General features: G+C 62.5%; 23 protein-coding genes. 15 read left to right on the top strand and 8 right to left on the bottom strand.

Annotation, left to right across the window (positions count from 1 at the left end):
- Position 1: 1 nt before the first annotated feature.
- Both ACNQ62_RS07370 and ACNQ62_RS07365 read right to left on the bottom strand, forming a co-directional pair.
- Positions 2 to 1,402, bottom strand: a complete 1,401-nt coding sequence (locus tag ACNQ62_RS07370) for a helix-turn-helix domain-containing protein (RefSeq protein ID WP_005852316.1) — start codon at positions 1,400 to 1,402, stop codon at positions 2 to 4.
- A gap of 71 nt (positions 1,403 to 1,473) precedes the next feature.
- A complete protein-coding gene (locus ACNQ62_RS07365) occupies positions 1,474 to 2,691 on the bottom strand; it encodes a multidrug effflux MFS transporter (protein ID WP_418094519.1) in 1,218 nt (405 codons plus the stop codon).
- A gap of 178 nt (positions 2,692 to 2,869) precedes the next feature.
- On the opposite strand from ACNQ62_RS07365, the gene ACNQ62_RS07360 reads away from it, so the two are divergent.
- The 6 genes from ACNQ62_RS07360 to ACNQ62_RS07335 all read left to right on the top strand — a co-directional run bounded on the left by ACNQ62_RS07360 (position 2,870) and on the right by ACNQ62_RS07335 (position 8,275).
- Complete coding sequence (locus ACNQ62_RS07360; RefSeq protein ID WP_037943769.1) at positions 2,870 to 4,402, top strand: acyl-CoA carboxylase subunit beta; 1,533 nt, start codon at positions 2,870 to 2,872, stop codon at positions 4,400 to 4,402.
- A gap of 62 nt (positions 4,403 to 4,464) precedes the next feature.
- Positions 4,465 to 4,917 carry a DUF6497 family protein gene (locus ACNQ62_RS07355; protein WP_418094518.1) on the top strand — a complete coding sequence of 151 codons (453 nt, stop codon included), beginning with the start codon at positions 4,465 to 4,467 and terminating at the stop codon, positions 4,915 to 4,917.
- Between the two features lie 214 nt (positions 4,918 to 5,131).
- Complete coding sequence (locus ACNQ62_RS07350; RefSeq protein ID WP_005852323.1) at positions 5,132 to 5,275, top strand: hypothetical protein; 144 nt, start codon at positions 5,132 to 5,134, stop codon at positions 5,273 to 5,275.
- Between the two features lie 99 nt (positions 5,276 to 5,374).
- Positions 5,375 to 5,722, top strand: coding sequence for a hypothetical protein (locus tag ACNQ62_RS07345; protein WP_005852325.1), 348 nt, complete (start codon positions 5,375 to 5,377; stop codon positions 5,720 to 5,722).
- Between the two features lie 184 nt (positions 5,723 to 5,906).
- Positions 5,907 to 6,113, top strand: a complete 207-nt coding sequence (locus ACNQ62_RS07340; protein ID WP_005852327.1) for a hypothetical protein — start codon at positions 5,907 to 5,909, stop codon at positions 6,111 to 6,113.
- A gap of 116 nt (positions 6,114 to 6,229) precedes the next feature.
- On the top strand, positions 6,230 to 8,275 hold the full coding sequence (locus tag ACNQ62_RS07335) for an acetyl-CoA carboxylase biotin carboxylase subunit (RefSeq protein WP_009826508.1): 2,046 nt from the start codon (positions 6,230 to 6,232) through the stop codon (positions 8,273 to 8,275).
- 94 nt (positions 8,276 to 8,369) lie between these two features.
- Here ACNQ62_RS07335 and ACNQ62_RS07330 read toward each other — a convergent pair whose 3' ends face one another.
- Entirely contained in the window at positions 8,370 to 8,831 is a 462-nt protein-coding gene (locus tag ACNQ62_RS07330) for a DUF4174 domain-containing protein (protein ID WP_418094517.1), read from the bottom strand.
- Positions 8,832 to 8,999: 168 nt separating this feature from the next.
- Between ACNQ62_RS07330 and ACNQ62_RS07325 the strand changes: the two genes are divergently transcribed.
- The 7 genes from ACNQ62_RS07325 (at position 9,000) to ACNQ62_RS07295 (ending at position 15,387) form a co-directional block, all read left to right on the top strand.
- The gene (locus tag ACNQ62_RS07325) at positions 9,000 to 9,929 is read left to right on the top strand and encodes a hypothetical protein (RefSeq protein ID WP_418094516.1); all 930 of its coding nucleotides are present in this window, start codon (positions 9,000 to 9,002) and stop codon (positions 9,927 to 9,929) included.
- Complete coding sequence (gene scpA, locus ACNQ62_RS07320) at positions 9,892 to 12,021, top strand: methylmalonyl-CoA mutase (RefSeq protein WP_418094515.1); 2,130 nt, start codon at positions 9,892 to 9,894, stop codon at positions 12,019 to 12,021. The genes ACNQ62_RS07325 and scpA overlap by 38 nt, the downstream gene beginning before the upstream one ends.
- Positions 12,022 to 12,090: 69 nt before the next feature.
- Entirely contained in the window at positions 12,091 to 12,705 is a 615-nt protein-coding gene (locus ACNQ62_RS07315; RefSeq protein ID WP_418094514.1) for a VOC family protein, read from the top strand.
- Entirely contained in the window at positions 12,702 to 13,187 is a 486-nt protein-coding gene (locus ACNQ62_RS07310) for a GNAT family N-acetyltransferase (RefSeq protein WP_418094513.1), read from the top strand. The genes ACNQ62_RS07315 and ACNQ62_RS07310 overlap by 4 nt, the downstream gene beginning before the upstream one ends.
- 32 nt (positions 13,188 to 13,219) lie before the next feature.
- Positions 13,220 to 13,900 carry a TerB family tellurite resistance protein gene (locus ACNQ62_RS07305; RefSeq protein ID WP_418094512.1) on the top strand — a complete coding sequence of 227 codons (681 nt, stop codon included), beginning with the start codon at positions 13,220 to 13,222 and terminating at the stop codon, positions 13,898 to 13,900.
- Positions 13,900 to 14,925 (top strand): endonuclease/exonuclease/phosphatase family protein, encoded by a 1,026-nt coding sequence (locus ACNQ62_RS07300; RefSeq protein ID WP_418094511.1) that lies wholly within the window; start codon positions 13,900 to 13,902, stop codon positions 14,923 to 14,925. Before ACNQ62_RS07305 ends, ACNQ62_RS07300 begins: the two co-directional genes overlap by 1 nt.
- Positions 14,926 to 14,967: 42 nt before the next feature.
- Positions 14,968 to 15,387, top strand: a complete 420-nt coding sequence (locus ACNQ62_RS07295; RefSeq protein WP_418094510.1) for a hypothetical protein — start codon at positions 14,968 to 14,970, stop codon at positions 15,385 to 15,387.
- A 6-nt stretch (positions 15,388 to 15,393) separates the two neighbouring features.
- Here ACNQ62_RS07295 and ppx read toward each other — a convergent pair whose 3' ends face one another.
- The 5 genes from ppx to ACNQ62_RS07270 all read right to left on the bottom strand — a co-directional run bounded on the left by ppx (position 15,394) and on the right by ACNQ62_RS07270 (position 22,652).
- A complete protein-coding gene (gene ppx / locus ACNQ62_RS07290; protein WP_037954289.1) occupies positions 15,394 to 16,968 on the bottom strand; it encodes an exopolyphosphatase in 1,575 nt (524 codons plus the stop codon).
- A gap of 179 nt (positions 16,969 to 17,147) precedes the next feature.
- The gene (locus ACNQ62_RS07285; protein ID WP_039911814.1) at positions 17,148 to 19,322 is read right to left on the bottom strand and encodes an RNA degradosome polyphosphate kinase; all 2,175 of its coding nucleotides are present in this window, start codon (positions 19,320 to 19,322) and stop codon (positions 17,148 to 17,150) included.
- Between the two features lie 52 nt (positions 19,323 to 19,374).
- Positions 19,375 to 20,058, bottom strand: coding sequence for a chromosomal replication initiator DnaA (locus ACNQ62_RS07280; RefSeq protein ID WP_418094509.1), 684 nt, complete (start codon positions 20,056 to 20,058; stop codon positions 19,375 to 19,377).
- A gap of 4 nt (positions 20,059 to 20,062) precedes the next feature.
- The gene (locus tag ACNQ62_RS07275; RefSeq protein WP_184582600.1) at positions 20,063 to 21,142 is read right to left on the bottom strand and encodes an AI-2E family transporter; all 1,080 of its coding nucleotides are present in this window, start codon (positions 21,140 to 21,142) and stop codon (positions 20,063 to 20,065) included.
- A gap of 148 nt (positions 21,143 to 21,290) precedes the next feature.
- On the bottom strand, positions 21,291 to 22,652 hold the full coding sequence (locus tag ACNQ62_RS07270) for an FAD-dependent oxidoreductase (RefSeq protein ID WP_418094508.1): 1,362 nt from the start codon (positions 22,650 to 22,652) through the stop codon (positions 21,291 to 21,293).
- Positions 22,653 to 22,840: 188 nt separating this feature from the next.
- On the opposite strand from ACNQ62_RS07270, the gene proS reads away from it, so the two are divergent.
- Both proS and ACNQ62_RS07260 read left to right on the top strand, forming a co-directional pair.
- Positions 22,841 to 24,181: a proline--tRNA ligase gene (gene proS, locus ACNQ62_RS07265; RefSeq protein ID WP_037963099.1), complete on the top strand. Its 1,341-nt coding sequence runs from the start codon at positions 22,841 to 22,843 to the stop codon at positions 24,179 to 24,181.
- An 86-nt stretch (positions 24,182 to 24,267) separates the two neighbouring features.
- Entirely contained in the window at positions 24,268 to 24,780 is a 513-nt protein-coding gene (locus tag ACNQ62_RS07260) for a DUF2937 family protein (protein WP_168592399.1), read from the top strand.
- Positions 24,781 to 24,848 lie beyond the last annotated feature (68 nt).

Raw genomic sequence — 24,848 nt, 5'->3', positions numbered from 1 at the left:
GTCAATCCACCTGATAGGGCAGCACGTCGCGCAGGTTCGGGTCCACCACCAGTTGGCGTTCCAGCGGCGGCACAGACCGCTGGTGGCAATGTTTACGTTCGCAAATACGGCAAGATATGCCGATGGGTTCAAACGCCGAGGCGCGGGTGGTGTCCATCCCGTCTGCATAGACCAGCGCGGGCGCATGGCGCACCTCGCACCCCAGTGAAATCGCATAGCGCCGCACGGGCGCGCCAAACCGCCCCGCCGGCTTCGAGATGTCCCGCGCCAACGAGATATAGCGTACCCCGTCCGGCGTTTCGGCCAGCTGGCGCAGGAAGCGGCCCGGCGTTTCAAAGGCGCTGTGCACATTCCACAGGGGGCAGGCTCCGCCAAACCGCGCAAATTGCAGACGGGTGGCCGAATGGCGTTTGGTGATCGTGCCCGCCTGATCCACACGGACAAAGAAGAACGGAATCCCCTTTGACCCGGGGCGTTGCAGCGTCGACAGCCGATGCGCGACCTGTTCGATCGACGCCCCGAAATCAGAGGCCAGCACCTCCAGGTCGTGGCGGCAGCTTTGGGCGCGCTCCAGAAACCGGGCGTAGGGCATCAGCGCGGCCCCGGCAAAGTAGTTCGCCAGCCCCATCTTCGCGATGTCACGGGCCGCAGGGCTGTTGAAACGCGCGAAATCCAAAGTTGCCTCGAGCAGGTCGTTCTGGCGCACAAGGGCAACCTGCAGCAGCATCTGGAACGTCTGTGTGGCTTGTGATGCGCGGGCCGAGACATGCAATACGCCGCTGGCCGGATCATAGCGGCGCAGGGCATCTGTCTCGTCGAAGGCGACGGTGATGCCTGCGCTGGACAGCGCCTCTAGCGTGGTGTCGCGCAGGCTTTGGCCGGTGCCGGTGTCGCGGGCGAAATACTCGGCCGCGCGGTCCACGGCATCCAGATAATTGTCGCAATAATGGAAGAAGTCGCGCACCTCTTCCCACGGGCTGGGGGAGGGGCGGGCATCTTCGCGGCCCAAGGCTTCGTCCAGATAGGCCAGCCGTTCTTGGGTCTGGCGGTGGCTTTGGTGCAGCTTGATGAACGCCCGCGCCAATCCCGGCGCGTTGGAGGCCGCAAGCTGCACATCGGCCAGTGGCAGCACATCGCCCTCGAACACCGGATCAGACAGGACTTCGCGCATGTCGCTGACCAACCGTTCGCTGTCCCCGCTCGACAGTTCGGTGACGTCCATCCCGAATTCAGACGCCAGTGCCAAGACGACCGTGGTGCTGACGGGTCGGTTATTGTTCTCCATCTGGTTAAGGTACGGGAGGGATACGCCAAGCCGCGCGGCGAATTCTTTCTGGGTATGAGCCAGATTGGTGCGCAGCTCGCGCAGTTTTGCGCCAGCGTATAGCTTTTGGATCGCCATCGGGGTGGGGCCTTTGCAAAGTTATTAGTTCTGCAAAGCGTATCTTTGCAAACTAACGGCGGCAAGGCCCGTCAGGCGATGCCTAGTGCCCGTTCACGGCGGATCACGACCAAGATCGACGCGACGCCCGCGACGGCGGTGGCCAGCATGATCCAGAGCAGCGGATAGGCTCCGGTCTCCTCGCTCAGCAGGGCACCGGCTAAAATACTCAGCCCCGCACCACCGCCAATCATGATCGCGCCGCCAAGCCCCGACGCCGTGCCCGCCAGATGCGGGCGCACCGACAACAGGCCCGCGGTGGCGTTGGGGATGCACAGCCCGTTGCCAAGGCCCACCAGCGTCATCATCCCGAAGAACGACAGCGGCGATCCATAGCCCAGCAGGAAGATCATCATCGACACCGACCCGCCAATCGCATTGGCCAGACAGCCCCAAAGCACCAGCGTGTTGACGCCAACCATGGTCGCTTTGCGGGCCGTGATAAAGTTGCCAAGGAAATAGCCCACGGCGGGCGCGCCGAAATAGATGCCAAGCTCGGCCGGTTCCATGCCGAAAACGACGCTGCCCACAAAGGGTGCGCCCCCAAGGTAGGCGAAGAACGCGCCCGAGCAGCAGGCCGCCGCCATCGAGTACCCCCAGAACCGCGGAGAGCCGAGCAGCTCGGGGTATTCGGCGAATTGCTGGGTCAGCGTGCGCCCTGACGCGATGTGGGTCTCGCCAAGGTCGAACCATGTGATCGCCAGTACCAGCGCCCCGATCCAAAACATCGCCCAGAAGGTCGCCTGCCAGCCGAAAGATTGTTCCAGCAACCCGCCCACCGCGGGGGAGATCATGGGCACCAGCGCCATGCCCATCGTGACATAGCCGATCATCGAGGCGGCTTTATCTTGGGCGAACATATCGCGCACCACGGCGCGGCTCAGCACCATCGACACGGCGACGATGGCCTGCACGCAGCGGAAGGCAAGGAACACAGCCGTCGTGGGGGCATAGATACAGCCCACCGTCGCGACCATATATATAGCCAACCCCCACAGCAGCACATTCCGGCGGCCCAGATTATCCGAAATCGGGCCGATCAGCACCTGCAATACCGCACTACACAGTAGATAAAGCGGCACGGAAAGCTGCATCACAGCGTAATCGGCGTCGAAATACTCAGCCATAGCGGGAAGGCTTGGCAGGAACATATTCATCGCCAGCGCCCCGATCCCCGACAGAAGGATCAGTGTGGAAATATGCGGGGGGGATGTTTTATCCAGAAAACGGACGGGGTTATCCTTGATCATTGCATATCAGTATGCCTGCGGTTGCATCTTGTCTATCCAGAACCATACGGTAACCGAACGATTTGCAAATTTTCAATTAGCAAAGAGAAGGGTGTATAGTTTTTGCAAATTTGCAAAAATGCGCTTTGGTTCGCGCGGGGGCGGCGTTACGGTGGCGGAAATCTTATAGAGGTGCGTGATGAAAGATATTCTGGAACAGCTTGAAACCCGCCGCGACGACGCCCGACTGGGCGGAGGGCAAAAGCGCATTGATGCGCAGCACGCCCGTGGCAAGCTGACCGCCCGCGAGCGGATCGACCTATTGCTTGATGATGGGTCGTTTGAAGAATTCGATATGTTCGTTACCCACCGCTGCACCGACTTCGGGATGGAGCAGCAAAAACCCGCAGGTGACGGCGTTGTCACCGGTTGGGGCACGATCAATGGCCGTCTGGTCTATGTCTTCAGTCAGGATTTCACGGTCTTTGGCGGATCGCTGTCCCAGACCCACGCGCAGAAAATCTGCAAGATTCAGGATATGGCGATCCAGAACGGTGCGCCTGTCATCGGGATCAACGATTCCGGCGGTGCGCGTATTCAGGAAGGCGTCGACAGCCTCGCGGGTTATGCCGAGGTGTTCCAGCGCAATATCGAAGCTTCCGGTGTGATCCCGCAGATCAGCGTGATCATGGGGCCATGTGCGGGCGGGGCGGTCTATTCCCCTGCGATGACCGACTTTATCTTCATGGTGAAAGACACGTCCTATATGTTCGTGACAGGCCCTGACGTGGTCAAAACCGTGACCAACGAACAGGTCACCGCAGAAGAACTGGGCGGCGCGACGACGCACACGCGCAAATCCTCCGTCGCGGATGGCGCGTTTGAAAATGACGTCGAAGCACTGGCCGAGGTGCGTCGTCTGGTCGATTTCCTGCCCGCCAACAACCGCGACATGCCGCCTGTGCGCCCGTTCTTTGACGAACCCGACCGGATCGAGGCGTCGCTTGATACATTGGTGCCCAGCAACGCCAACACGCCCTATGACATGAAAGAGCTGATCCACAAGCTCGCGGATGAAGGCGACTTTTACGAAATTCAGGAAGACTTCGCCAAGAACATCCTGACCGGCTTTATCCGTATCGAAGGGCGCACCGTGGGTGTGGTCGCGAACCAGCCGATGGTGCTGGCGGGCTGCCTTGATATCGACAGCTCGCGCAAGGCGGCGCGGTTTGTGCGCTTCTGCGATGCGTTCGAAATTCCGATCCTGACGCTGGTGGACGTGCCCGGCTTTCTCCCCGGTACGGGGCAGGAATATGGCGGCGTGATCAAACACGGCGCCAAGCTGCTGTTCGCCTATGGCGAAGCGACGGTGCCGATGGTGACGGTCATCACCCGCAAAGCCTATGGCGGCGCTTATGACGTGATGGCGTCCAAGCACTTGCGGTCCGACTTCAACTACGCGTGGCCCACAGCCGAGATTGCCGTGATGGGGGCCAAGGGCGCGACAGAGATCATCCACCGTGCCGATCTGAACGACCCTGAAAAGATCGCACGCCATACCGCCGATTACGAAGAGCGTTTCGCGAACCCCTTTGTCGCGGCAGAGCGTGGCTTTATCGACGAGGTGATCCAGCCGCGTACCACGCGCAAGCGGATTGCCCGCGCCTTTGCCTCGTTGCGCAACAAGAAAGCCGCGATGCCTTGGAAAAAGCATAACAACATCCCGCTCTAACGTCGTTTAATCCATATCCCTCGCGGGGCCTTTGCGGGCACCGCGAGGGGCAGGAGACCGCTTTGGTTATCGATCACCCCTCTCTTTCCGCGTCTTTGGCTTACGGTCTGCATCCAGCGGGTGCGGCACTGAAGTGGCTTGCGGTTGGCGCAGCTTTCGCCACGGCCTCTGCCGCGGCGCAGCCGGTCGAGGTGCCGTCGGGCGAAAGCATCGAATTGCAAGAGGTGCTGATAGACGAGGTGGGGGTGCAGACATGGCTGCGCTTCCGTTTTGTGGCCCCTTATATCGCGCGCGATACGGGCGCTGTGGACTTTGCGCGGGTTGGGGCCGATATGACCTATCTGTGCGACGCGCTGGCCATTCCCTACATGGCGCAACATGCGCTGGACGGAGAGGTCATCGTGATCTCTTTGGCTGATCGCGTCACGGAATTCGGGGTGTCCGACCCCGAGGCCACACAGTTTTTCGAGGCATTTCGCCTGAGCAACGACACCTGTATCTGGGAGGGCCTTTGATGCACCCACAACATCTTGCGAGCGCTGCGGCACCAGCGCGCCGAACTGCGGCTTTGGCGTCACATCTGGCCGCATTGGAAAGCACACCGTATGCAACGCCAATGAACTGCGATAATGTCGCGGCGGGGAATACCGACGTATTTCTTACTTTAACATCGGGGTCTGATTGGCATGAGGCAGTGCCGGGCCCTTTAAACAGTGACAGGAGACTTAGATGTCCAAGAGCATCACAATGCTGGCCGCATTCGGCCTTATCGCAGCCGTTGCGGCATGCGCACCCAAGCAGCAAGAAGAATATGTCGTGGTCGCACCCGAGCCCATCTCGGTTGAGCCCGTGTACACAGGCAAGTACAAGTAATGCTTGTCGGGGACAGGCCTCTGCGCCTGTCTCCAACCCCTCTGCGGCATGTAACGCAGGGGTAGCACCGCGCATCGCCCTCGCAGTCTGGGGGGTATCATGCTGAAACATCGCGGTTTTCCGGGGCGTATGCCCGGATCAGACTATCAATTCGTTATCCGTCGCGCCAATCCGCGTGGGGTCACCCCGCTGACCCGTCGCGAACGCCGCTCCGACCGCAAGGCGGCGGACCGTCGCGTTGACACGGCCTTTATGCGCGCGCTGTGGGAAGCCTTTGGCGACCAGCCGTTCGAAAGGGGCAATCTGGACGCGGGCCGTCTGTCTTGGCTCTTTGGCCGCGAGGTCGTCGCGGTAGACGACCCCTTTGATCCAGCCGACTATGACGCGATGCTGGTCATCAACGAAGCCCTTGCCCGGGCGTCTTTCCCCGACGCGTTCGAGGATTGATCATGCGCGTCGCCCCCTTCCGTTCGGCTGGTTTTTGCCACATGCGCGGCATGTTGGGCGGTAATTTGCCCGTCGGGGCAGGGGCGCGCGCGGTTATTCAAACCGCGGTGGAACCTTCTGCGAAACCATGCGTTTGTCAGTATCACATCACGAATAACGCACGATCAATAAAAGGTTTAATCCCATGTCCATCAAAACAATTCTTCTCGCCGTTACTGCCTCCGCTGGCCTCGCTGCATGCGGTGACACACTGGGCGAACAAGCGCTCGGCGGTGGTGTCGTGGGTGCCGGTGCAGCAGCCGTCACAGGCGGTAGCCTCGCGCAAGGCGCGGCCATCGGTGCCGGCGCAAACGTACTGGCGTGCCAAACCGGCGCAGTGCGCTGCCAATAATCTGACATGTGCCGCGGCCTCGGGTCGCGGTAGCTGCATTGCCAAAGATTTTGCCCCGCTCAGCCGCGTGCTGATGCGGGGTTTTTCCGTTCACTCAAGACCAAAAGGGACAGTCGATGTTCAATAAGATCCTGATCGCCAACCGCGGCGAGATTGCCTGCCGCGTTATCAAGACCGCCAAGAAGATGGGCATCGAAACCGTCGCCGTCTATTCCGACGCTGATGCGCAGGCGTTGCACGTCCAGATGGCCGATGAGGCGATCCACATCGGCCCGCCTGCCGCGAACCAGTCGTATATCGTGATCGACAAGATCATGGACGCGATCAAGCAGTCGGGCGCGCAGGCCGTACACCCGGGCTATGGCTTCCTGTCCGAGAACGCGAAATTCGCCGAGGCGCTCGAGGCCGCTGGCGTCGCCTTTGTCGGCCCCCCTAAGGGCGCGATCGAGAAGATGGGCGACAAGATCACCTCCAAGAAAATCGCGCAGGAAGCCGGTGTTTCCACGGTCCCCGGCTACATGGGGCTGATCGAAGACGCGGACGAGGCGGTGAAGATCTCGAACGAAATCGGCTATCCGGTGATGCTGAAAGCCTCTGCCGGTGGGGGCGGCAAGGGGATGCGTATCGCGTGGAACGATGAAGAGGCCCGCGAGGGGTTCCAGTCGTCCAAGAACGAGGCCGCCAACAGCTTTGGCGATGACCGTATCTTTATCGAAAAATTCGTCACCCAGCCGCGCCACATCGAAATTCAGGTGCTTTGCGACGCCCACGGCAACGGTATCTATCTGGGCGAACGCGAGTGTTCGATCCAGCGCCGCAACCAGAAGGTCGTGGAAGAGGCCCCGTCGCCTTTCCTTGACGAAGCCACCCGCAAAGCCATGGGCGAGCAATCCGTCGCCTTGGCGCAGGCCGTTGGTTATACCTCTGCCGGTACGGTCGAATTCATCGTGGACGGCGACAAGAACTTCTACTTCCTTGAAATGAACACCCGTCTTCAGGTGGAACACCCCGTGACCGAGCTGATCACCGGTGTCGATCTGGTCGAACAGATGATCCGCGTCGCCAATGGCGAAAAGCTGACCATCACCCAGGACGACGTGAAACTGACCGGTTGGGCCATCGAAAACCGGCTATATGCCGAAGATCCGTACCGCGGCTTCCTGCCCTCCATCGGGCGTCTGACGCGCTACCGCCCTCCGATGGAGATCGCGGCGGGCCCCTTGCTGACCAACGACAAATGGCAGGGCGATGCGCCAGCGGGTGACACGGCTGTGCGCAACGATACCGGCGTCTACGAGGGCGGCGAGATCTCGATGTATTACGACCCGATGATCGCCAAGCTGTGTACATGGGCACCGACCCGCGCCGAGGCGATTGAACGCATGCGCGTGGCGCTGGATAGCTTCGAGGTCGAAGGCATCGGGCACAACCTGCCGTTCCTCTCTGCCGTGATGGATCATCCGATCTTTGTCGAAGGCAACATGACCACCGCCTTTATCGCCGAACAATACCCCGACGGCTTTGACGGGGTAGAGCTGCCCGAGGCCGAACTGCGCCGGATCGCGGCGGCCACTGCAGCAATGCACCGCGTCGGAGAGATCCGCCGGACTCGCGTGTCGGGCCGCATGGACAACCACGAACGCAAGGTCGGCACCGCCTGGAACGTCGCGCTGCAAGGCCAGTCGTTCGATGTGGAAATTCAGGCCGACCCAAAGGGCGCGACGGTGACGTTCGACGACGGCACAGCGCTGCGCGTCGCGGGCGACTGGACACCGGGCGACCAACTGGCCGAGATGACCATCGACGACGCACCGCTGGTGTTCAAGGTCGGCAAAATCTCTGGCGGGTTCCGCGTGCGGGCCCGTGGCGCGGATATGAAAGTGCATGTGCGCAACCCGCGTCAGGCCGAACTGGCCCGTCTGATGCCCGAGAAACTGCCGCCCGACACATCGAAAATGCTGCTGTGCCCGATGCCGGGTCTGGTGGTGAAAATCGATGTAGAGGTCGGCGACGAGGTGCAGGAAGGCCAGAACCTCTGCACCATCGAGGCGATGAAGATGGAGAACATCCTGCGCGCCGAGAAGAAGGGCAAAGTGTCCAAGGTCAATGCCGCAGCGGGTGACAGCCTCGCTGTGGATGATGTCATCATCGAGTTCGAATAAGCGCCATGCCAGCCGTTGCCATCATGGGATACAACACGGCGCTGCGGGGAATCCCTTCGCAGCACCGGCCCATATTGCAGCGGCTGCTGGCTGTTCAGTCAAAGATTTTACCTGACTTTTCCTTGGCTTCGCGAATTTCGCGTTGCCGGATGGTCATTTTGTCGATGCTGCGGGTGATTTCGCGCACATCCCAGGGGCGGGGCTTGCGCAGTTTGATCCCGCCGTCTTTGCCCACCAGCACCAACATGAACCCGCGCGGCCGCATCCGCAGCCGCAACGGGCTGCGTGCGGCTGGATCGGTATCGGTCAGGACAATCACATCACGCTCGATCAGGTCTTCGGGCTGTTCGCGTAAAAGCTCCATCTGGGATTGGAAGGCGGGGTCATCCTCGCTGTCCGCAAAGACCAGAACCGGTCTTTTTTTCCAGTGGAATTCACTCAAATCTTCCATATCTGCGGGCAGGAACAACGCGGGAACCTGGGGTTCCGTGGCCGTTTGCGCCCCCGCCGAGACCGCAAACAATCCTGCAAAAACAAGGGCTATCACTGGTTTCATTTTGTCTCCTGTCCGTACAGATATAAGCTTGCGCGACGCAATTGCGATGCACAACCGGACATCTGCGCATATTAAGCACTCTGCAACAGGTTTGCGGGCATGACTGTGGCTCAAACTCTTAGTGGGCCACAATGGCTGGCCCCCGTTCAAGGATTGGGCAAGCAGATCATGGATATTCTTCTTCACGTCGGTGCACACCGTACAGGAACCACCAGTTTTCAACGCTATCTGGCGGATCACGCCGATCCCATCGCGGCGCAGGGCACCTGCGTCTGGGGGCCGCGCCAGACCCGTGGCGGGCTGTTTGCAGGGCTGTTTCCGGCGTCGGGAATGCTGGCCTCGGGGCCGAATTTGGTAAACGGGCGCGTATCGCTGCTGATGGGCAAGGCGCGGGACCTGGGGGCGGATCAGCTGCTGATCTCGGACGAGAATATGATCGGCTCGGCGCGCCATTCGGTGCGCAGCGGGCGGCTGTTTCCGGCCATCGGCGAACGTATGGCGCGGTTCGGGGCCAGCTTTGGCGGGCGCGTGACGCAGGTGGTGCTGACCATCCGGCAGACGGACCATTGGTGGGCCTCTGCGCTGGCCTATACCGTGGGGCGCGGGCATCCCGTACCGGATGCCGACCAGATTGACCGCATCGCCCATGACCGGCGCGGCTGGCGCGATGTCATCACCGATCTTGCCTGCGCCTTGCCCGAGGCGAAGATCAGCATCGCCCGCTATGACGATTACGCTGGCCGCCCCGATGCGCTGTTTACGCAGCTCACCGGTCGTGCTGCCCCCGCCACCACCCAAGGCTATTGGCTGAACCGCCGCCCGGACGAGGCCAGCCTGCGTGCGCAGATGGGCCCTGCCGCGGCAGGGCTGCGCAGCGACGGGCTGGGCAACTGGCACCCCTTTAGCGACGCGCAGGCCGCGGCCTTGCGTGAAACCTATGCGGACGATCTGTTCTGGCTGACAGCCGGTGCGGATGGTCTTGCCACCCTGACAGAGACCTCAACCGCCTCAAGAGCCGGCACAAACTGGCCAGACGGCGATAGAAGAAAAGGACACCACCATGACAGCGGACAAAGAAAACTGGCGCAATCTGGCTGAGGCGGAACTGCGCGGGCGTAGCCTCGATGATCTGACGTGGCACACGCTGGAAGGCATTGATGTAAAACCGCTTTACACCGCGGAAGACACCGAAGGGCTGGACCATCTGGGCGGCATCCCGGGCGAGGCACCCTTTACCCGCGGGGTGAAGGCGACCATGTACGCCGGCCGCCCGTGGACGATCCGCCAATATGCGGGGTTCTCTACGGCAGAGGAATCGAACGCCTTTTACCGCCGCGCCCTTGCGGCGGGGCAGCAGGGGGTGTCGGTGGCCTTCGATCTGGCCACCCACCGCGGCTATGACAGCGACCACCCGCGCGTCGAGGGCGACGTGGGCAAGGCGGGCGTGGCGATCGACAGCGTCGAGGATATGAAGATCCTGTTCGACGGCATCCCGCTCGACAAAGTATCGGTCTCCATGACGATGAACGGCGCGGTGATCCCGATCCTGGCGAATTTCATCGTCGCGGGCGAAGAGCAGGGGCATGATAAATCCGTGCTCTCGGGCACCATTCAGAACGACATTCTGAAAGAATTCATGGTCCGCAACACCTATATCTATCCGCCCGAGCCCTCGATGCGGATCATCGGGGATATCATCGAATATACCTCGGACCACATGCCGAAATTCAACTCCATCTCGATCTCGGGCTACCACATGCAAGAGGCGGGCGCGAACCTTGTGCAGGAACTGGCCTTTACCCTTGCCGATGGCCGCGAATATGTGCGCACGGCGATTGCGGCGGGCATGGATGTGGACCGGTTTGCACCCCGCCTGAGCTTCTTCTTCTGCATCGGCATGAACTTCTTTATGGAGGCCGCGAAACTGCGCGCGGCGCGTCTGCTGTGGTCGCGGATCATGGATGAATTCAAACCGAAGAACCCCAAATCCTCGATGCTGCGGACCCACTGCCAGACCTCCGGCGTGAGCCTTCAGGAACAAGACCCCTATAACAACGTGATCCGCACCGCCTACGAGGCGATGAGCGCGGTTCTGGGCGGCACGCAGTCGCTGCACACCAACGCGCTGGACGAAGCGATTGCCCTGCCCACCGATTTCTCCTCGCGCATTGCGCGCAACACGCAGTTGATCCTGCAGGAAGAAACCGGCGTTACCAATGTCGTCGATCCGCTGGCCGGCAGCTACTATGTCGAGAAGCTGACCGCCGATCTGGCAGACGCCGCATGGAAGCTGATCGAAGAGGTGGAAGAACTCGGCGGGATGACCAAGGCCGTCGCCTCCGGCATGCCGAAACTGCGCATCGAAGAGGCCGCCGCCACCCGTCAGGCCAAGATCGACCGCGGCACCGAGGTGATCGTCGGGGTCAATAAATACCGCCGCGAGGTCGAGGACGAGATCGACATTCTGGACGTCGATAACGTCAAGGTGCGCGACAGCCAGATCAAGCGTCTCGAAGCGATCCGTGGCGCGCGTGACGAAGAGGCCTGCAAAGCCGCCCTGGCCGAGCTGACCCGCCGCGCCGCAGAGGGCGGAAACCTGTTGGAAGGGGCGGTCGAAGCCGCCCGCGCCCGCGCCACCGTAGGGGAGATCAGCATGGCGATGGAAGAAAAATTCGGACGTCACCGCGCCGAGGTCAAGACATTGGCCGGCGTCTATGGCGCGGCATATGAGGGCGACAGCGGCTTTGCGGAAATCCAGAAATCGGTCGAGGATTTCGCCGAAGCCGAAGGCCGCCGTCCGCGTATGCTGGTGGTCAAAATGGGGCAGGACGGGCACGACCGCGGGGCCAAGGTCATTGCGACCGCCTTTGCCGATATCGGGTTCGACGTGGATGTGGGGCCGCTGTTCCAGACCCCCGCCGAGGCCGCGCAGGATGCCGTGGACAACGACGTGCATGTCATCGGCATCTCGTCCCAGGCGGCGGGTCACAAAACGCTCGCCCCGCAGCTGATCAAGGCGCTGAAGGATCAAGGAGCCGAGGATATTCTGGTTATCTGCGGCGGGGTCATTCCGCAGCAGGATTACAAGTTCCTCAAGGATGCGGGGGTCAAGGCGATCTTCGGGCCGGGGACCAATATCCCCAATGCCGCGCAGGATATCCTGAAACTGATCCGTGCCGCACGCAGCTAAACGGACGCGAGGGGGCTGTCTGCCCCCTCACACTCCCCCGAGGATTTGAACCATCTGGAAGCAGGACCAATGATCGAACTGGACCATCTTGCCGTCGCGGGCGAGAGCCTGACAGCCGCGTCTGACTTGGCCGCACAGGTGCTTGGGGTGCCGTTGCAACCGGGCGGCGCGCATGCGGTGTTTGGCACGCATAACCATCTGCTGGGGCTTGGCGATGCGCTGTATCTGGAGGCGATTGCCGTAGACCCCGACGCGCCTGCGCCTGCCTATGCGCGTTGGTTTGATCTGGACCGGTTCAACGGCCCGGCGCGGCTGTCCAACTGGATTTGCCGCTGCGATGATCTTGACGCGACGCTGGAAGTCTTGCCCGAAGGCTATGGCGCGCCGGTGGCGTTGCAGCGTGGGGATCTGCGCTGGCGTATGGCGGTGCCGGAAACCGGTATGCTGCCCTATGACAATTGCGCCCCGGCCTTCATGCAATGGGAGGGCGAGGCCCATCCGACCCAGCGGCTTGATGTCTCTGGCTGTCGTTTGGTGACATTGACGGTCCAGCATCCGCAGGCCGAGGCATTGGCGGCAACGCTCGCCCCGATCTTCACCGATGCGCGCGTGGTGTTCGAGGTCGGGACACCGGCGCTGTCTGCCCGTTTTGACACGCCTGCGGGCCGTGCTGCGCTGGCGTGATCATCCGGCCAGCAAAGGGCAGCGACGCCGCGGCCGTGGCGGCCCTGTGGAATGTGATGATCACGCAAACGCTGTTCACCTTCACGTCGCAGCCCAAGACCGGTGCAGAGGTCGCGGCGCTGATCGCCGGTCGCGCGGGGCAGTTCTGGGTGGCCCACGCGGAGGGTGTCGCCGGTTTCATCACCTACGGGGCCTTTCGCAGCGGGGTGGGGTATCGCGATGCGGTGGAGCATTCGATCGTGCTTGATGCCGCTGCACAGGGCGCGGGTGCCGGCCGTGCCTTGATGCAAACCGCCTGTGATGCGGCCGTCGCACAGGGGCGGCGCGTCATGGTGGCGGCGATCAGCGGGGCCAATCCGGGTGCCGTCGGCTTTCATGCAGCGCTCGGGTTTGACCACGTGGGCAGGATGCCGCGCATCGGGCAGAAGAACGGGCAGCAGCTTGACCTAATTTTGATGCAGAAAATGCTGACGCCCCGCTGACTTCCCCGGCGCTGCCCCGTATGGTGGGCGTCATGTCTATTTGGTCTCGCATCACCGAAGCTTTGTCAGCGCTCACCGCCGGTGAGGGGCTGTCGGCCGTTTTCGACCGTCTGCGCACCCCGCCAGAGCGGTCGGTGGCCTTTACCATTGCGGTGATCGCGCTTGGGGCCAAGATGGCCAAGGCCGACGGGCAGGTGACCCGCGACGAGGTCACCGCCTTTCGCGAAGTGTTCCAGATTGCCGAGGCCGACCAGCAGGGGGCGGCGCGGGTGTTCAATCTGGCACGGCACGATGTGGCCGGGTTCGAGGATTACGCCGGGCGCATTGCGCAGATGTTCGCGGACCAGCCCGAGACGCTGCATGACCTGATCGAAGGGCTGTTCCACATTGCCATGGCCGATGGCATGTACCATCCGAACGAGGATGCGTTTCTGGTGCGTGTCGCGCAGATCTTCGCGATGGATGACAGCGATTTTGCCTCGCTTCGGGCGCGGTTCGTGCCCGATACCTCGCCGTTGCCCCATGCGGTTCTGGGCATTCCGCCCGATGCCTCGCTTGAAGAGGGGCGCGCGGCCTGGCGCAAGCTGGTGCGGGCCAATCACCCCGACGCTCTGGTCGCCCGTGGCCTGCCACAAGAGGCCATCGCCATGGCCGAAAAACGCATGATCGACATCAACCGCGCGTGGGAGACCTGGTCAGGCAAGGCGCAGTAATGCGGATCGCGACCTATAACGTTGAATGGTTCACAGATCTGTTCGACGATGAGGACCAACTGTTGCTGGATGACGGCTGGTCGGCACGCCACAATATCACCCGTGCGCAGCAGGCGCAGGCTTTGGGCACCGTGTTTCGGGCGATGGATGCCGATGCTGTGATGGTGATCGAGGCCCCAGACCAAAGCCGAAAACGCGGCACCGTGGCCGCATTGGAACGCTTTGCCGCGCATTTCGATCTGCGCACGCGCAAGGCGGTGATCGGCTTTGCCAATGACACGCAGCAGGAAATCGCGCTGTTGTTCGATCCGGACCGGCTGTCGGCCACCCATGCGCCCGGTGGTTCGGTCGGGCAGGGGGAGGCGCCGCGCTTTGACGGGACGTTGGACATTGATCTGGATATCGACGCGCGCGAGGATCATGTCGTCTTTTCCAAGCCGCCGCTCGAGCTGGATATCGTTACCCGCGAAGGGGTGGCGTTTCACATGATCGGCGCGCATCTGAAATCCAAGGCCCCCCATGGGGCCAAGACGCCGCAGGATGCGCTGCGCATCGGCATCGCCAACCGGCGCAAGCAGCTGGCGCAGGCGATCTGGCTGCGTCGGCGGATCGATGCGCGGCTCGACGATGGCACGCCGCTGATGGTCTTGGGCGATCTGAACGACGGGCCGGGCCTGGACAGTTTCGAGGACCTTTTTGGGCGGTCCTCGGTCGAGATTGTGATGGGCCACCGGCAGGATCGCGCGCTCGTCGATCCCCATGCGACCCGCGCCTTGGGCCAGCGGATCGGGGCGATGCCCACCACGTCACGCTTCTGGATCGCGCCCGAAAAACGCTATCTGCAGGCGCTACTGGATTACATCATGATCAGCCCGGCGCTGACCGCGCATCGGCCGCACTGGCGCATCTGGCACCCGTTGGACGACCCCGAATGCTGGGGGGATGCCGCCTTGCGCGACGCCTTGATCACGGCGTCGGATCACTTTCCGGTGACGATTGATCTGGACCTGTCGACCCGCCTTTAATCCCGCTTTCATCACAAGATGAAATAGGGCAGTCTTCACCGCATGAGACAGTTTCTTTTGACCACCACCCTGATCTGCCTGTCCAGTGTCGCCGTGGCACAAGAGCAGGAAAACGACGGCTCCGGCTTTTCCTTGATGGAACGCGGGGCGCGGGATTTCTTTGACGGTATGAAGAAAGAGATGGCCCCCGCGTTGGAAGGACTGGGCGAGTGGGGGCGCAAGGCCAGCCCCGCGCTGCGGAATTTCATCTCCGAGATGGGGCCCGCCTTTACCGATCTGCTGGAAGAGGTCGAGGATTGGAGCGTCTATGAGCCGCCCCAAAAGATGCCCAATGGTGATATCGTGATCCGCCGCAAGCCAGACCCCGCGCCGGAAGATGGCATGCCCGAAGACAAGACACCCGAGGAAACGCCGCCCCCGCCCGCGATCTATCTGGACGAGGTGCCGCAGATCGACCTGTAAGACAGGCTATTTCTTGCAGGTCTTAAGCTGGACCTCGGCCCCCAGGGACAGGGCGAGGGAATTCAGCCGCGCTTCGGCGACCTCTCCGAACAGGGGCATCATGTCGTCGGTCAGCCACAGCTCCAGCAGCTTTTTCTTGGGGAACCAGCGCAGGTGGCCGCGCTCTTCCTCGGGGTTCATCCACAGCATCGCGCCAAAGCGCATGGCCTTGCCCAGAATTTCAGCCTCTAGCCGTGTCTTTTCATCGACCATTTCATAGAGGTCTTCGAAACGGGTATTCTCGCGCTTGTTGGAATAGCGGTGCAGCAGCGCCAGCCCCAGATAGATCCGTTCTGAGTGTTTCAGCCCGCCCAGATTCGCCCGCGTCGCATTGTCGAAACAGACTTCGGCGCGGTAGTCGGGATGCGCGCGCCAGCTGACGTCGTGCAGCAGGCAGGCGGCCTTGACCAGACGTTTGCGCTGCGGCGGCGCAGATTTATAGAGCGGCAGGATAAAGTCGAACAGCGCCTTGCCGAACCCCGGTGTGCGCGCGTCCTTGGCTTCTGCAAAGCGGCAGGCCTCGATCAGAGGATCGCGGTCGCGCAGGCGTTGGGGCATCTGTTCGTACAGCATCCCCTCGCGGATCCCGTAGCTGGAGATCGCGATATCCTTGGGTTTGAAGGTCTTGACCAGCCGCGACAGCACTTCGGCGGCAAAGGGCACCAACGCCATCCGGCTGGAGGAGACGCCACTGATCTTGCGCAGCTCTTCATGGTCGCTGGTCTGGATGTGTTTCACCGTCTCGCGGACGGATTTCGGGGTCATCCGGTATTCATGCAGCACGTGCAGCGGGTAGCCGCGGCGCACCATGTCGATGCGCGCAATCGCGCGCCATGAGCCGCCCACCAGAAACAGACGGTCGCGCTGTGCGCCCATCTTTTCGGCCAGCCCTTCGATCACCGTCTTGATCTGCGCCTGCCGTGCCTTGGCACCGCCCTTGATGTCGCGCAATTTCAGCGGCCCGAGCGCCGAGGTCACCCGTTTGCCCACGCGCCCGCCCGAGATTTCCGCCAGCTCCATCGACGACCCGCCGATGTCGCAGACCAGACCAAAGGCACCGGGCCAGCCCAGCAAAACACCCTGCGCTGACAGCCGCGCCTCTTCCTCGCCGTCGATGACCCAGATCTTCAGGCCCGTCTCGCGCTGCACCTCGTCGCAGAAATCACGCCCGTCGCTGGCATCGCGCACGGCGGCGGTGGCGACGACGGTCAGCTCGGACAGGCCCATGCCCTGTGCCAGCTTGCTGAAGCGGCGCATGGCAGAGAGGGCGCGGACCCGGCCTTCGGGCGACAGATGACCTGTTTCGGCCATGCCCGCCCCAAGGGCGCACATGATTTTTTCGTTGTAGAAATAGGCAGGCGACCGCGCGGCCCCGTCAAACACCACCAACCGGACAGAGTTCGACCCCACATCGACCACACCCACACGCGCCAGCGCACGGGCCGATGGGTCTTGGAACAGGGGTTTGCCGAACAGGCCCAGATCAGCGACGCCCGTTTCGGGGACGGGAGAGGGCGGAGGGGTGTCGGTTTTATCTGCCACGGACGCTCCTGCGGGGGCCTTTGTTTGGGGGGCAAGTTGGCCCAGCCGGCCCGCCGCGTCAATCGTTAACGCAAACGGGCAAGTGAAAAACCCCGCCGTGATGGGGGGATATAAACGCCAGCGGGAACGCAATCGGACAGATGCGCCTTCGGCGAGAGTTTACAGGCAAAATGAAGCGGTTAGTCTTCGGTATGGGTCAGTTTCGGGACGTCGGATGCGCCCGCCGTGCCACGCCCGGAGAGAGAGGGGTTCTCCATGAAGAAGCGGTGGCAGTTGAAGGCGAAGGTGCCTTCTGCAATCTCGGGGCGGGCAAAGCTGCCATCGGGGGACATGACCCAGCTTTGCGCCACATCCGCAAGATTGGCCGCCATGACCTGACTGGTGATCTGCGCCTTGACGGTGGGGTTCTCGATCTCGACCAGGGTTTCGACGCGGCGGGTCAGGTTGCGGCCCATCCAGTCGGCGGAGGACATGAAGACCCGCGATTTCTTATGCGGCAGCCCGTAGCCATTGCCAAAGCAGACGATGCGTGAATGCTCCAGGAAGCGCCCGACGATGGATTTCACGCGGATGTTTTCGGATAGCCCCTTGATGCCGGGGCGCAACCCGCAGATGCCGCGGATCACCAGGCTGATTTTTACCCCGGCCTGGCTCGCGGCGTAAAGCGCGTCGATCACATCCGCATCCACGATGGAGTTCATCTTGGCCCAGATCTCTGCCGGTTTGCCAGCGGCGGCATGGTCGGCCTCGGCGGCGATCATCGCCAGCAGTCGCGGCTTCAACGAGATGGGCGAGATGGCGAGGTTGTCCAGCGTGTCGGGTTGCGCGTAGCCCGACAGGTAGTTGAACACTTTGGTCGCGTCACGGCCCAGCTTCTGGTCACAGGTGAACAGCGACAGATCGGTATAAATCCGTGCGGTGATCGGGTGATAGTTGCCGGTGCCATAGTGGGTATAGGTGACCAGTTGATCGCCCTCGCGGCGCACCACGGTCGAGATCTTGGCATGGGTCTTGAGGTCGAGAAACCCATAGACGACATGTGCGCCTGCGCGTTCCAGCCGGCGCGACTGGCGGATGTTGGCAGCCTCGTCGAAGCGCGCCTTGAGCTCGACCAGCGCGGTGACGGATTTCCCGTCTTCGGCGGCTTCGCACAGCGCCTCGACAATGGGGCTGTCGCGCGAGGTGCGGTAGAGCGTCTGTTTGATCGCCACCACATCGGGATCGCGCGCGGCCTGTGCCAGAAAGCGGACCACCATATCGAAGGTCTCGTAGGGGTGGTGCAGCAGCATGTCCTTGGACCGGATCGCGGCGAACATATCGCCTTCGTGGTCGGTCACGCGTTCGGGGATGCGCGGGGTGAATTGCGGCCAGAGCAGATCGGGGCGGCTATCGGTCACCAGTTCGGACAGGTCGTTGATGCCGATCATCCCGTCCAGTTCGATCACATCCTGCGGGCGCACGCCCAGTTCGGCCATGACCACGGATTTCAGCTTTTCGGGGGCACCGGCGGAATGGGTCAGGCGCACGACCTCGCCGCGGCGACGGCGTTTCAGGGCGACCTCGAATTCGCGCACCAGGTCTTCGGCCTCTTCCTCGACCTCAAGATCGCTGTCGCGCAGCACGCGGAATTCGAAATGCGCCTTGAGCTTGTAGCCCGGAAACAGCCCCGGCACCTTGAGCACCAGCAGATCTTCGAGCGGCAGGAACCGCAGCGACCCTTCGGCGGCGGGCAGGGCGACGAAACGGTCGATCTGCGCCGGGATCGGCAGCAGCGCCTGAAGGGGGCGCTTGTCGCTGGTGCGTTCCAGTTGCAGCGCCAGCGCGTAGCCGGTGTTGGGGATGAAGGGGAAGGGGTGCGCGGGGTCAATCGCCAGCGGGGTCAGAACCGCAAAGACGCGGTGCAGGAATACATCGTCAAGATAGGCCAGATCGGCCTCGTCCAGATCAGCGGCGCGTTCGAGCATGATATTCTGGTCGTCCATCTCGGACATCAGATCGACCAGCACGCGCTGTTGTTCGGTCATCAGCTTGCGCGCGTCTTCGTTGATCAGCACCAGTTGCTGGGCAGGGGTCAGCCCGTCGCTGGCGGGGGTGGTGTTGCCCGCTTGAGCCAGCTCGCGCAGGCCGGCGACACGCACGGTATAGAATTCGTCAAGGTTGCCCGCCGAGATCGACAGGAAGCGCAGGCGTTCCAGCAGCGGCACGCGGGGGTTCTTGGCCTCTTCGAGAACACGCCAGTTGAACCCGAGCCAGCTGAGCTCGCGGTTATAGAAACGACCGGGGCCGGTGATGTCCAGATCGGGCATATCCTGCGGCGGCACGAAGGCGGATTCGAGAAAGTCAGCGTTTGTCATGACGGCCTTATGGCGTTGCATTGTAATGGGTTTGTGACGAAATCTGAGAAGATTATCGCGCGGCGTTAAACCCATTGTCCAGCACTTGTGCGGCCAGCGCCCGTGTCACCGGTTTTTGTTGCGCCAGACTGGCGGCATCCAGGGCCGCGACCAGATCACCGGCAGCTGCGAAAGACCGGTCCATGCGCAGCAGCAGATAGGGGATCACGTCGGGTTTGGGGGTCAGCTGGCGGTCGGCCAGCAGCTTGGCCATGACGGCCGTGAGCAGGCTGTCATCGGGCGCTTCAAGTGCGGCCGCCGTCGCCGCGCGCATGCGACTGGTCAGATCAGGCAGATGCAGCCCCCATTGGGGCACCGCCGGGGTGCCGGTCAGCAGCAGGCTATGGCCTTCGGCCAGGACCAGATTGTGCAGGTGGAAAAGATGCGTCTCGGCCGCATTATCGCCCGCGATGTCGGGGACGTTCTCGACCGCCAGCGGGCCTTGGGCCAGCGCGGGGATATCGCCTGTGGCAATGTCGCGCGCGTCGACGATACCTGCGCCGGACAGATTGGCCCAGACATGCGCCAGATGCGTCTTGCCTGATCCGGGCGGGCCGGTCAGCACCATCTTGCGCCCCGCCCAGGCCTGCCAGCCCTCGATCATGGCCACGGCAATCGCGTTGGACGGGGCGACGAAAAAGTCGTCCCGTCCCAGTGCGGGGCGGCTGGGAAGGTCAAGTCCAAGCTGTTGTGCCATCGTGTCAGTCCGCCGTTTCGTCCAAGGTCTTGCGCTGCGTGCCCTGATACAGCGAACTTTCGACATATTGCTCGGTCGCGAAGCGTGCAATCACGCCAAGGGCGGCGGCAATCGGCACGGCGGCCAGCATGCCGACAAAGCCGAACAAAGAGCCAAAGACCGACAGCGCGAGGATCAGCCAGACCGGATGCAGCCCGACCGAATTGCCCACCAGCTTGGGGGTGAGGAAGTTGCCTTCAATCATCTGGCCGAGCACGAAGATGCCCGCCACCATCCCGATCGAGAACCAATCCCCCCAGAACTGGAACAGCGCCAGACCGATGGCCAAGGCTCCGCCCAGAACCGCGCCGAGATAGGGGATGAAGGTGACCAGACCCGCGATAAAGCCCACGACAAGGCCGAATTGCAGCCCCACCAGCATCAGTGCGATGGCATAGTAGGCCCCTAAAATCAGGCAGACGGTGCCCATGCCGCGGATGAACCCCGCCAGCGTGCGGTCGATGTCACGCGCAAGGCGACGGATCACCGGCGCGTGGTCGCGTGGCAGCAAACGGTCGATCTGGGCGACCATACGGTCCCAGTCCAGCAGCAGATAGACGGCAACCACCGGCACGATCACAAACAGCACCATCACGTTCAGCAGCGACGCCGCCGAGGAGATCGCCGTGTTCAGCACCTCGCCGCCCCGTTCCTGAATGGTCGACCCGATAGAGTTGATCGAGCTGCGCAGCGTCGATCCTTCGTCCAGCAGGGCGGGGAAACGTTCGGTCAGGAAATTGGTGAAATTGCGGGCCAGCTCGGGGGCGACCTCGAACAGGTTGACGGCCTGATTGATCAAGGTCGGGATCACCAGCAGCGCCATCAGCACGAAGATCAGCAAGGCGACGAGCGTGATCACCATCGTGGCCATCGCGCGGCTCAGCCCCATGGCTTCAAGCCGGTCGGCCACGGGATCCAGGAAATAGGCAATCGCCGCCCCGATCAGAAACGGCAGCAGCACGTCACCGGTGAACCACAGGAACACCAGAAAAAGCGCCCCCGCGACACCCCAGTATTTCATCTGATCTCTGATAGGCAGGCCCATGCCGCATCCTCGCATTCTGGTTTCGGTCGACATTGCGCAACGGGGCCGGTTTTTCAAGGCCCGAGGTGAAATGGATCGGCAGCACCCGCCGATAGGGCAGGTGCCTTCGGCGAGGATTTAGAGCCATTTGGAAGCGGGCGTGGCGCGGTCAATGCAGGCGGACGCCCTGATCTTGCAGGGTTTTTTGCACGCGCTCCAGCGGGACGGCGTCCAGCGGGCAGCCCGAAGCCAGCGCGATGGCCGCCGCGACGCCCGCGCCTTGGCCCGCCACTGTGCAGCACGCCATGTTGCGCGTGGCGGCATGGGCAATTTTATCGCCGCCGATGGCGCGGCCCGCGACGAGCAGATTCTTCACCCCTTTGGGCAGCATCGCACGGTAGGGGATATGCATGTAGCGCCCCGTGGTGGGGATGATCAACACGCCGTAGCCGTCGATGAACTCGGGGTAGATGCCGATACTGTCGTCAAAGCGGGCCTGCTGGCGCACGTCGGTTTCGGTCATATTGTAGACCGCGTCGATCTTGCGCGTATCGCGGATGCCGATGCTCATGCCGAAATTGCGCAGCCGCGCGGTCTCGCAGCCCGGCGTATAGGCCTTGAGCGCGTCAATCGCGTGCATCGCCTGCGCGCGGCCCTCGATCTCGAAGCGGGTCATGCTGTCGGGGTCGGTGCCGTCGCATTCCGCAAGGTGGATCAGGTTCATATAGGTCATTTCGCCACTGTCATGCACAGCGCCCCATGTGCCCCCGATGGTATTGAGGTTGGCGGGCATACGCCCGTCGCGGATGGCCTGGGCAAAGGGTTTGGCCAGAAACGGAGAGAACATCGCGTCTTCCTTGCCATCGGTTTCGACCACCCATTCGCCTGTGGACCAATTGGCGTAAGTCTGCGGGTCGGCCTTGACCCCCGCCATGAAGGCCGCCTTATCGACGCCCGAGATGTGGAACATGACCGAGGCGGCCTGCATCTCCTCGACCGGGGTCTTGTAGGTCGGGGCACCGGCACGGTGGGCGACATCGGCGTCGCCCGTGGCATCGATCACGATCTTGGCGAGGATCGCCTCGCGGCCCGCTTTTGATTCGACGATGACACCCCGGATCGTGTCGCCCTCCATGATGGGCGCTACGAACTGGCGGTGCAGCATCGGGTGGATGCCTGCTTCGGTCACCAGCCGGTCGGCGACAAGTTTGAACCCCTCGCTGTCCAGCTCATAGCTGAGCGATTGGGATTCAGGGCTGGCTGCCCCCATCGCCTTGGCGCGTTCCTCGAATTCCCAGCCGATGCCGCCGGCCTCTATCGTCTGTTCATGGCGGTACCAGGCAAAGCCTTCGACCCCGACCACGGTGATATTGCCGCCAAAGCAGCCGAACCGGTCGAGCAGCGTCACCTCTGCCCCGGCGCGGGCGGCGGCAAGGGCCGCGGCCAGACCACCGGGGCCCGAGCCGATCACCAGCACGCCGGTCTCGTGGATCACAGGGGTTTCGCGCGCGGGCTCTAGGATCATGGTCATGGGGCGTCCTTTTTGTTTTGTGCCGCTGACAACAAACGCGTCTGTGCGCCGAGGGTCAATCAGTTGCGGGACGCGTGACCTGGTGCCCCGCTTCTTGGTGCCCCGTCTGTTGGTGCCCCGTCTCTTCGTGATTGTCTCGGCGCGGGGATTATCATAGTCAGGTGCCAATTCACTCTGAGAGGATCATCATGCGTCTGTCCCGTTATTTTTTGCCTGTGCTCAAGGAAAACCCCTCTGAGGCGCAGATTGTCAGCCACCGGTTGATGCTGCGGGCGGGCATGATCAAGCAATCGGCGGCGGGGATCTATTCGTGGCTGCCGCTTGGCTTCAAGGTGCTGCGCAAGATCGAAACCATCGTGCACGAAGAACAGCAGCGTGCGGGCCACATCCCGATGCTGATGCCGACGTTGCAATCGGCGGACCTGTGGAAGGAATCCGGCCGCTTTGACGCCTATGGCCCCGAGATGCTGCGCATCAAGGACCGTCAGGACCGCGATATGCTTTATGGTCCCACGAACGAAGAAATGATCACCGATATCTTCCGCAGCCACGTCGGGTCGTACAAGGACCTGCCGATGACGCTGTACCACATCCAGTGGAAATTCCGCGACGAGGTCCGCCCCCGTTTCGGCGTGATGCGGGGCCGCGAGTTCCTGATGAAGGACGGCTATACCTTTGATCTGACAAAAGAAGATGCGCTGCACGCCTATAACCGCCATCTGGTGACCTATCTGCGCAGCTACGAGCGCATGGGGCTCCAGGCGATCCCGATGCGCGCGGATTCCGGCCCGATCGGCGGCGACGACACGCATGAATTCCTCGTGCTGGCGGAAACCGGCGAATCCGAGGTGTTCTATGACAGCCAGATCACCGAGCTGAAGTTCGGCGACCGCGAGATCGACTATGATTCCGTCGACCAGTGTCAGGCCGTGATGGAGGAGTTCACCTCGCGCTATGCCCGCACGGACGAGACCCATGACGAAGCGCTTTTTGCCGAAGTCCCCGCCGAACGCCAGCGCAGCGCGCGCGGGATCGAAGTCGGGCAGATCTTCTATTTCGGGACGAAATATTCCGAACCGATGGGGGCGACCGTACAGGGGCCCGACGGCAAGCCCGTGCCGGTGCACATGGGGTCGCACGGCATCGGCGTCAGCCGTCTGCTGGGCGCGATCATCGAGGCATCGCATGACGACAAGGGCATCATCTGGCCTGAGGGCGTGACGCCGTTCCATGTGGGGATTGTGAACCTCAAGCAGGGCGACGAACAGGCGGATGCGGCCTGTGAGGCGCTGTATGCCAGCCTGCAGGCTCTGGGTCTGGACCCGCTGTATGACGACACCAAGGAACGCGCGGGTGGCAAGTTCGCGACGATGGACCTGATCGGTCTGCCATGGCGGATCACCGTCGGGCCGCGGGGGCTGAAAAACGGTGTGGTCGAGCTGACCTCGCGCCGCACCGGCGAAAGCGAAGAGATGACGCCCGAGGCCGCGGTCGAAAAGATCGCCGGGATTTATCGCGGTATCGCTTAACCTTTAACGACGGGCCTTGGAACGTGGGGCCTTGAAAAACGGGGGCGGATCATGAAGCGCTACACAACGGACCTTTGGGGCGTTTCATGATCCTGCGGGCGCTGACCCTTGCTGGCGGTGTGGCGGGCGCGGCGGTGACCTCGCAATTCCCCGAATACTCACAGCAATATCTGCAACGGTTGGGCGGGGCGGTCGATGCGCTGCACGAGGTCGTTGCCGATTTCGATGCCAGCGCCCAAGCGGTCGGCCTGTCGCGCAGCGATGCCTTGGCGCAGATGACCGGCACCGCGTTTATGGAGCGTCGCCGCGCCGATATGGCCGCGACCTTTACCCGCTACGAGACATTGCAAACCGCCCTGACCCGATTGCAGGGGCAGGGGCCTTTCATGCGCGCCTACCACCTGCCGCAGATGTCGGACCCGCAGATCGCGGGGGCGGCGTGGCAGGCGTTTCAGCCCGCCGTACCGTTGAACTTTGCCGGGGTGGTGTTTGCGGGCGCGGGCTTTGTCGCGGGCGGCTTGGGGCTGGGGGTGCTGCTGCGACTGTTACGCGCCCCGTTCCGGCGGCGCGGTGCCCGCATACCGGCGCAGGGCCGCTGACACGCGCACCTTTACCTGCGGTACAAGCTGCCGCGCGACCACTCCTCGCTTGACCCTATTCCTCGCTT

Origin of the sequence: Sulfitobacter sp. SBS6, from assembly GCF_048285585.1 — a bacterium.
Classification (GTDB): Bacteria; Pseudomonadota; Alphaproteobacteria; order Rhodobacterales; family Rhodobacteraceae; genus Sulfitobacter; species Sulfitobacter pontiacus.
The sequence above is the reverse complement of the archived record's forward strand: the minus strand, read 5'-3'. Positions and strand labels throughout refer to the sequence as shown.

Bases quoted from the DNA above. Each gene is read 5' to 3' on its own strand.
- ACNQ62_RS07370 (WP_005852316.1), bottom strand. From the start codon at position 1,402: ATGGCGATCCAAAAGCTATACGCTGGCGCAAAACTGCGCGAGCTGCGC.
- ACNQ62_RS07365 (WP_418094519.1), bottom strand. From the start codon at position 2,691: ATGATCAAGGATAACCCCGTCCGTTTTCTGGATAAAACATCCCCCCCG.
- ACNQ62_RS07360 (WP_037943769.1), top strand. From the start codon at position 2,870: ATGAAAGATATTCTGGAACAGCTTGAAACCCGCCGCGACGACGCCCGA.
- ACNQ62_RS07350 (WP_005852323.1), top strand. From the start codon at position 5,132: ATGTCCAAGAGCATCACAATGCTGGCCGCATTCGGCCTTATCGCAGCC.
- ACNQ62_RS07345 (WP_005852325.1), top strand. From the start codon at position 5,375: ATGCTGAAACATCGCGGTTTTCCGGGGCGTATGCCCGGATCAGACTAT.
- ACNQ62_RS07340 (WP_005852327.1), top strand. From the start codon at position 5,907: ATGTCCATCAAAACAATTCTTCTCGCCGTTACTGCCTCCGCTGGCCTC.
- ACNQ62_RS07335 (WP_009826508.1), top strand. From the start codon at position 6,230: ATGTTCAATAAGATCCTGATCGCCAACCGCGGCGAGATTGCCTGCCGC.
- ACNQ62_RS07330 (WP_418094517.1), bottom strand. From the start codon at position 8,831: ATGAAACCAGTGATAGCCCTTGTTTTTGCAGGATTGTTTGCGGTCTCG.
- ACNQ62_RS07325 (WP_418094516.1), top strand. From the start codon at position 9,000: ATGGATATTCTTCTTCACGTCGGTGCACACCGTACAGGAACCACCAGT.
- scpA (WP_418094515.1), top strand. From the start codon at position 9,892: ATGACAGCGGACAAAGAAAACTGGCGCAATCTGGCTGAGGCGGAACTG.
- ACNQ62_RS07315 (WP_418094514.1), top strand. From the start codon at position 12,091: ATGATCGAACTGGACCATCTTGCCGTCGCGGGCGAGAGCCTGACAGCC.
- ACNQ62_RS07305 (WP_418094512.1), top strand. From the start codon at position 13,220: ATGTCTATTTGGTCTCGCATCACCGAAGCTTTGTCAGCGCTCACCGCC.
- ACNQ62_RS07300 (WP_418094511.1), top strand. From the start codon at position 13,900: ATGCGGATCGCGACCTATAACGTTGAATGGTTCACAGATCTGTTCGAC.
- ACNQ62_RS07295 (WP_418094510.1), top strand. From the start codon at position 14,968: ATGAGACAGTTTCTTTTGACCACCACCCTGATCTGCCTGTCCAGTGTC.
- ACNQ62_RS07285 (WP_039911814.1), bottom strand. From the start codon at position 19,322: ATGACAAACGCTGACTTTCTCGAATCCGCCTTCGTGCCGCCGCAGGAT.
- ACNQ62_RS07280 (WP_418094509.1), bottom strand. From the start codon at position 20,058: ATGGCACAACAGCTTGGACTTGACCTTCCCAGCCGCCCCGCACTGGGA.
- ACNQ62_RS07275 (WP_184582600.1), bottom strand. From the start codon at position 21,142: ATGGGCCTGCCTATCAGAGATCAGATGAAATACTGGGGTGTCGCGGGG.
- ACNQ62_RS07270 (WP_418094508.1), bottom strand. From the start codon at position 22,652: ATGACCATGATCCTAGAGCCCGCGCGCGAAACCCCTGTGATCCACGAG.
- proS (WP_037963099.1), top strand. From the start codon at position 22,841: ATGCGTCTGTCCCGTTATTTTTTGCCTGTGCTCAAGGAAAACCCCTCT.
- ACNQ62_RS07260 (WP_168592399.1), top strand. From the start codon at position 24,268: ATGATCCTGCGGGCGCTGACCCTTGCTGGCGGTGTGGCGGGCGCGGCG.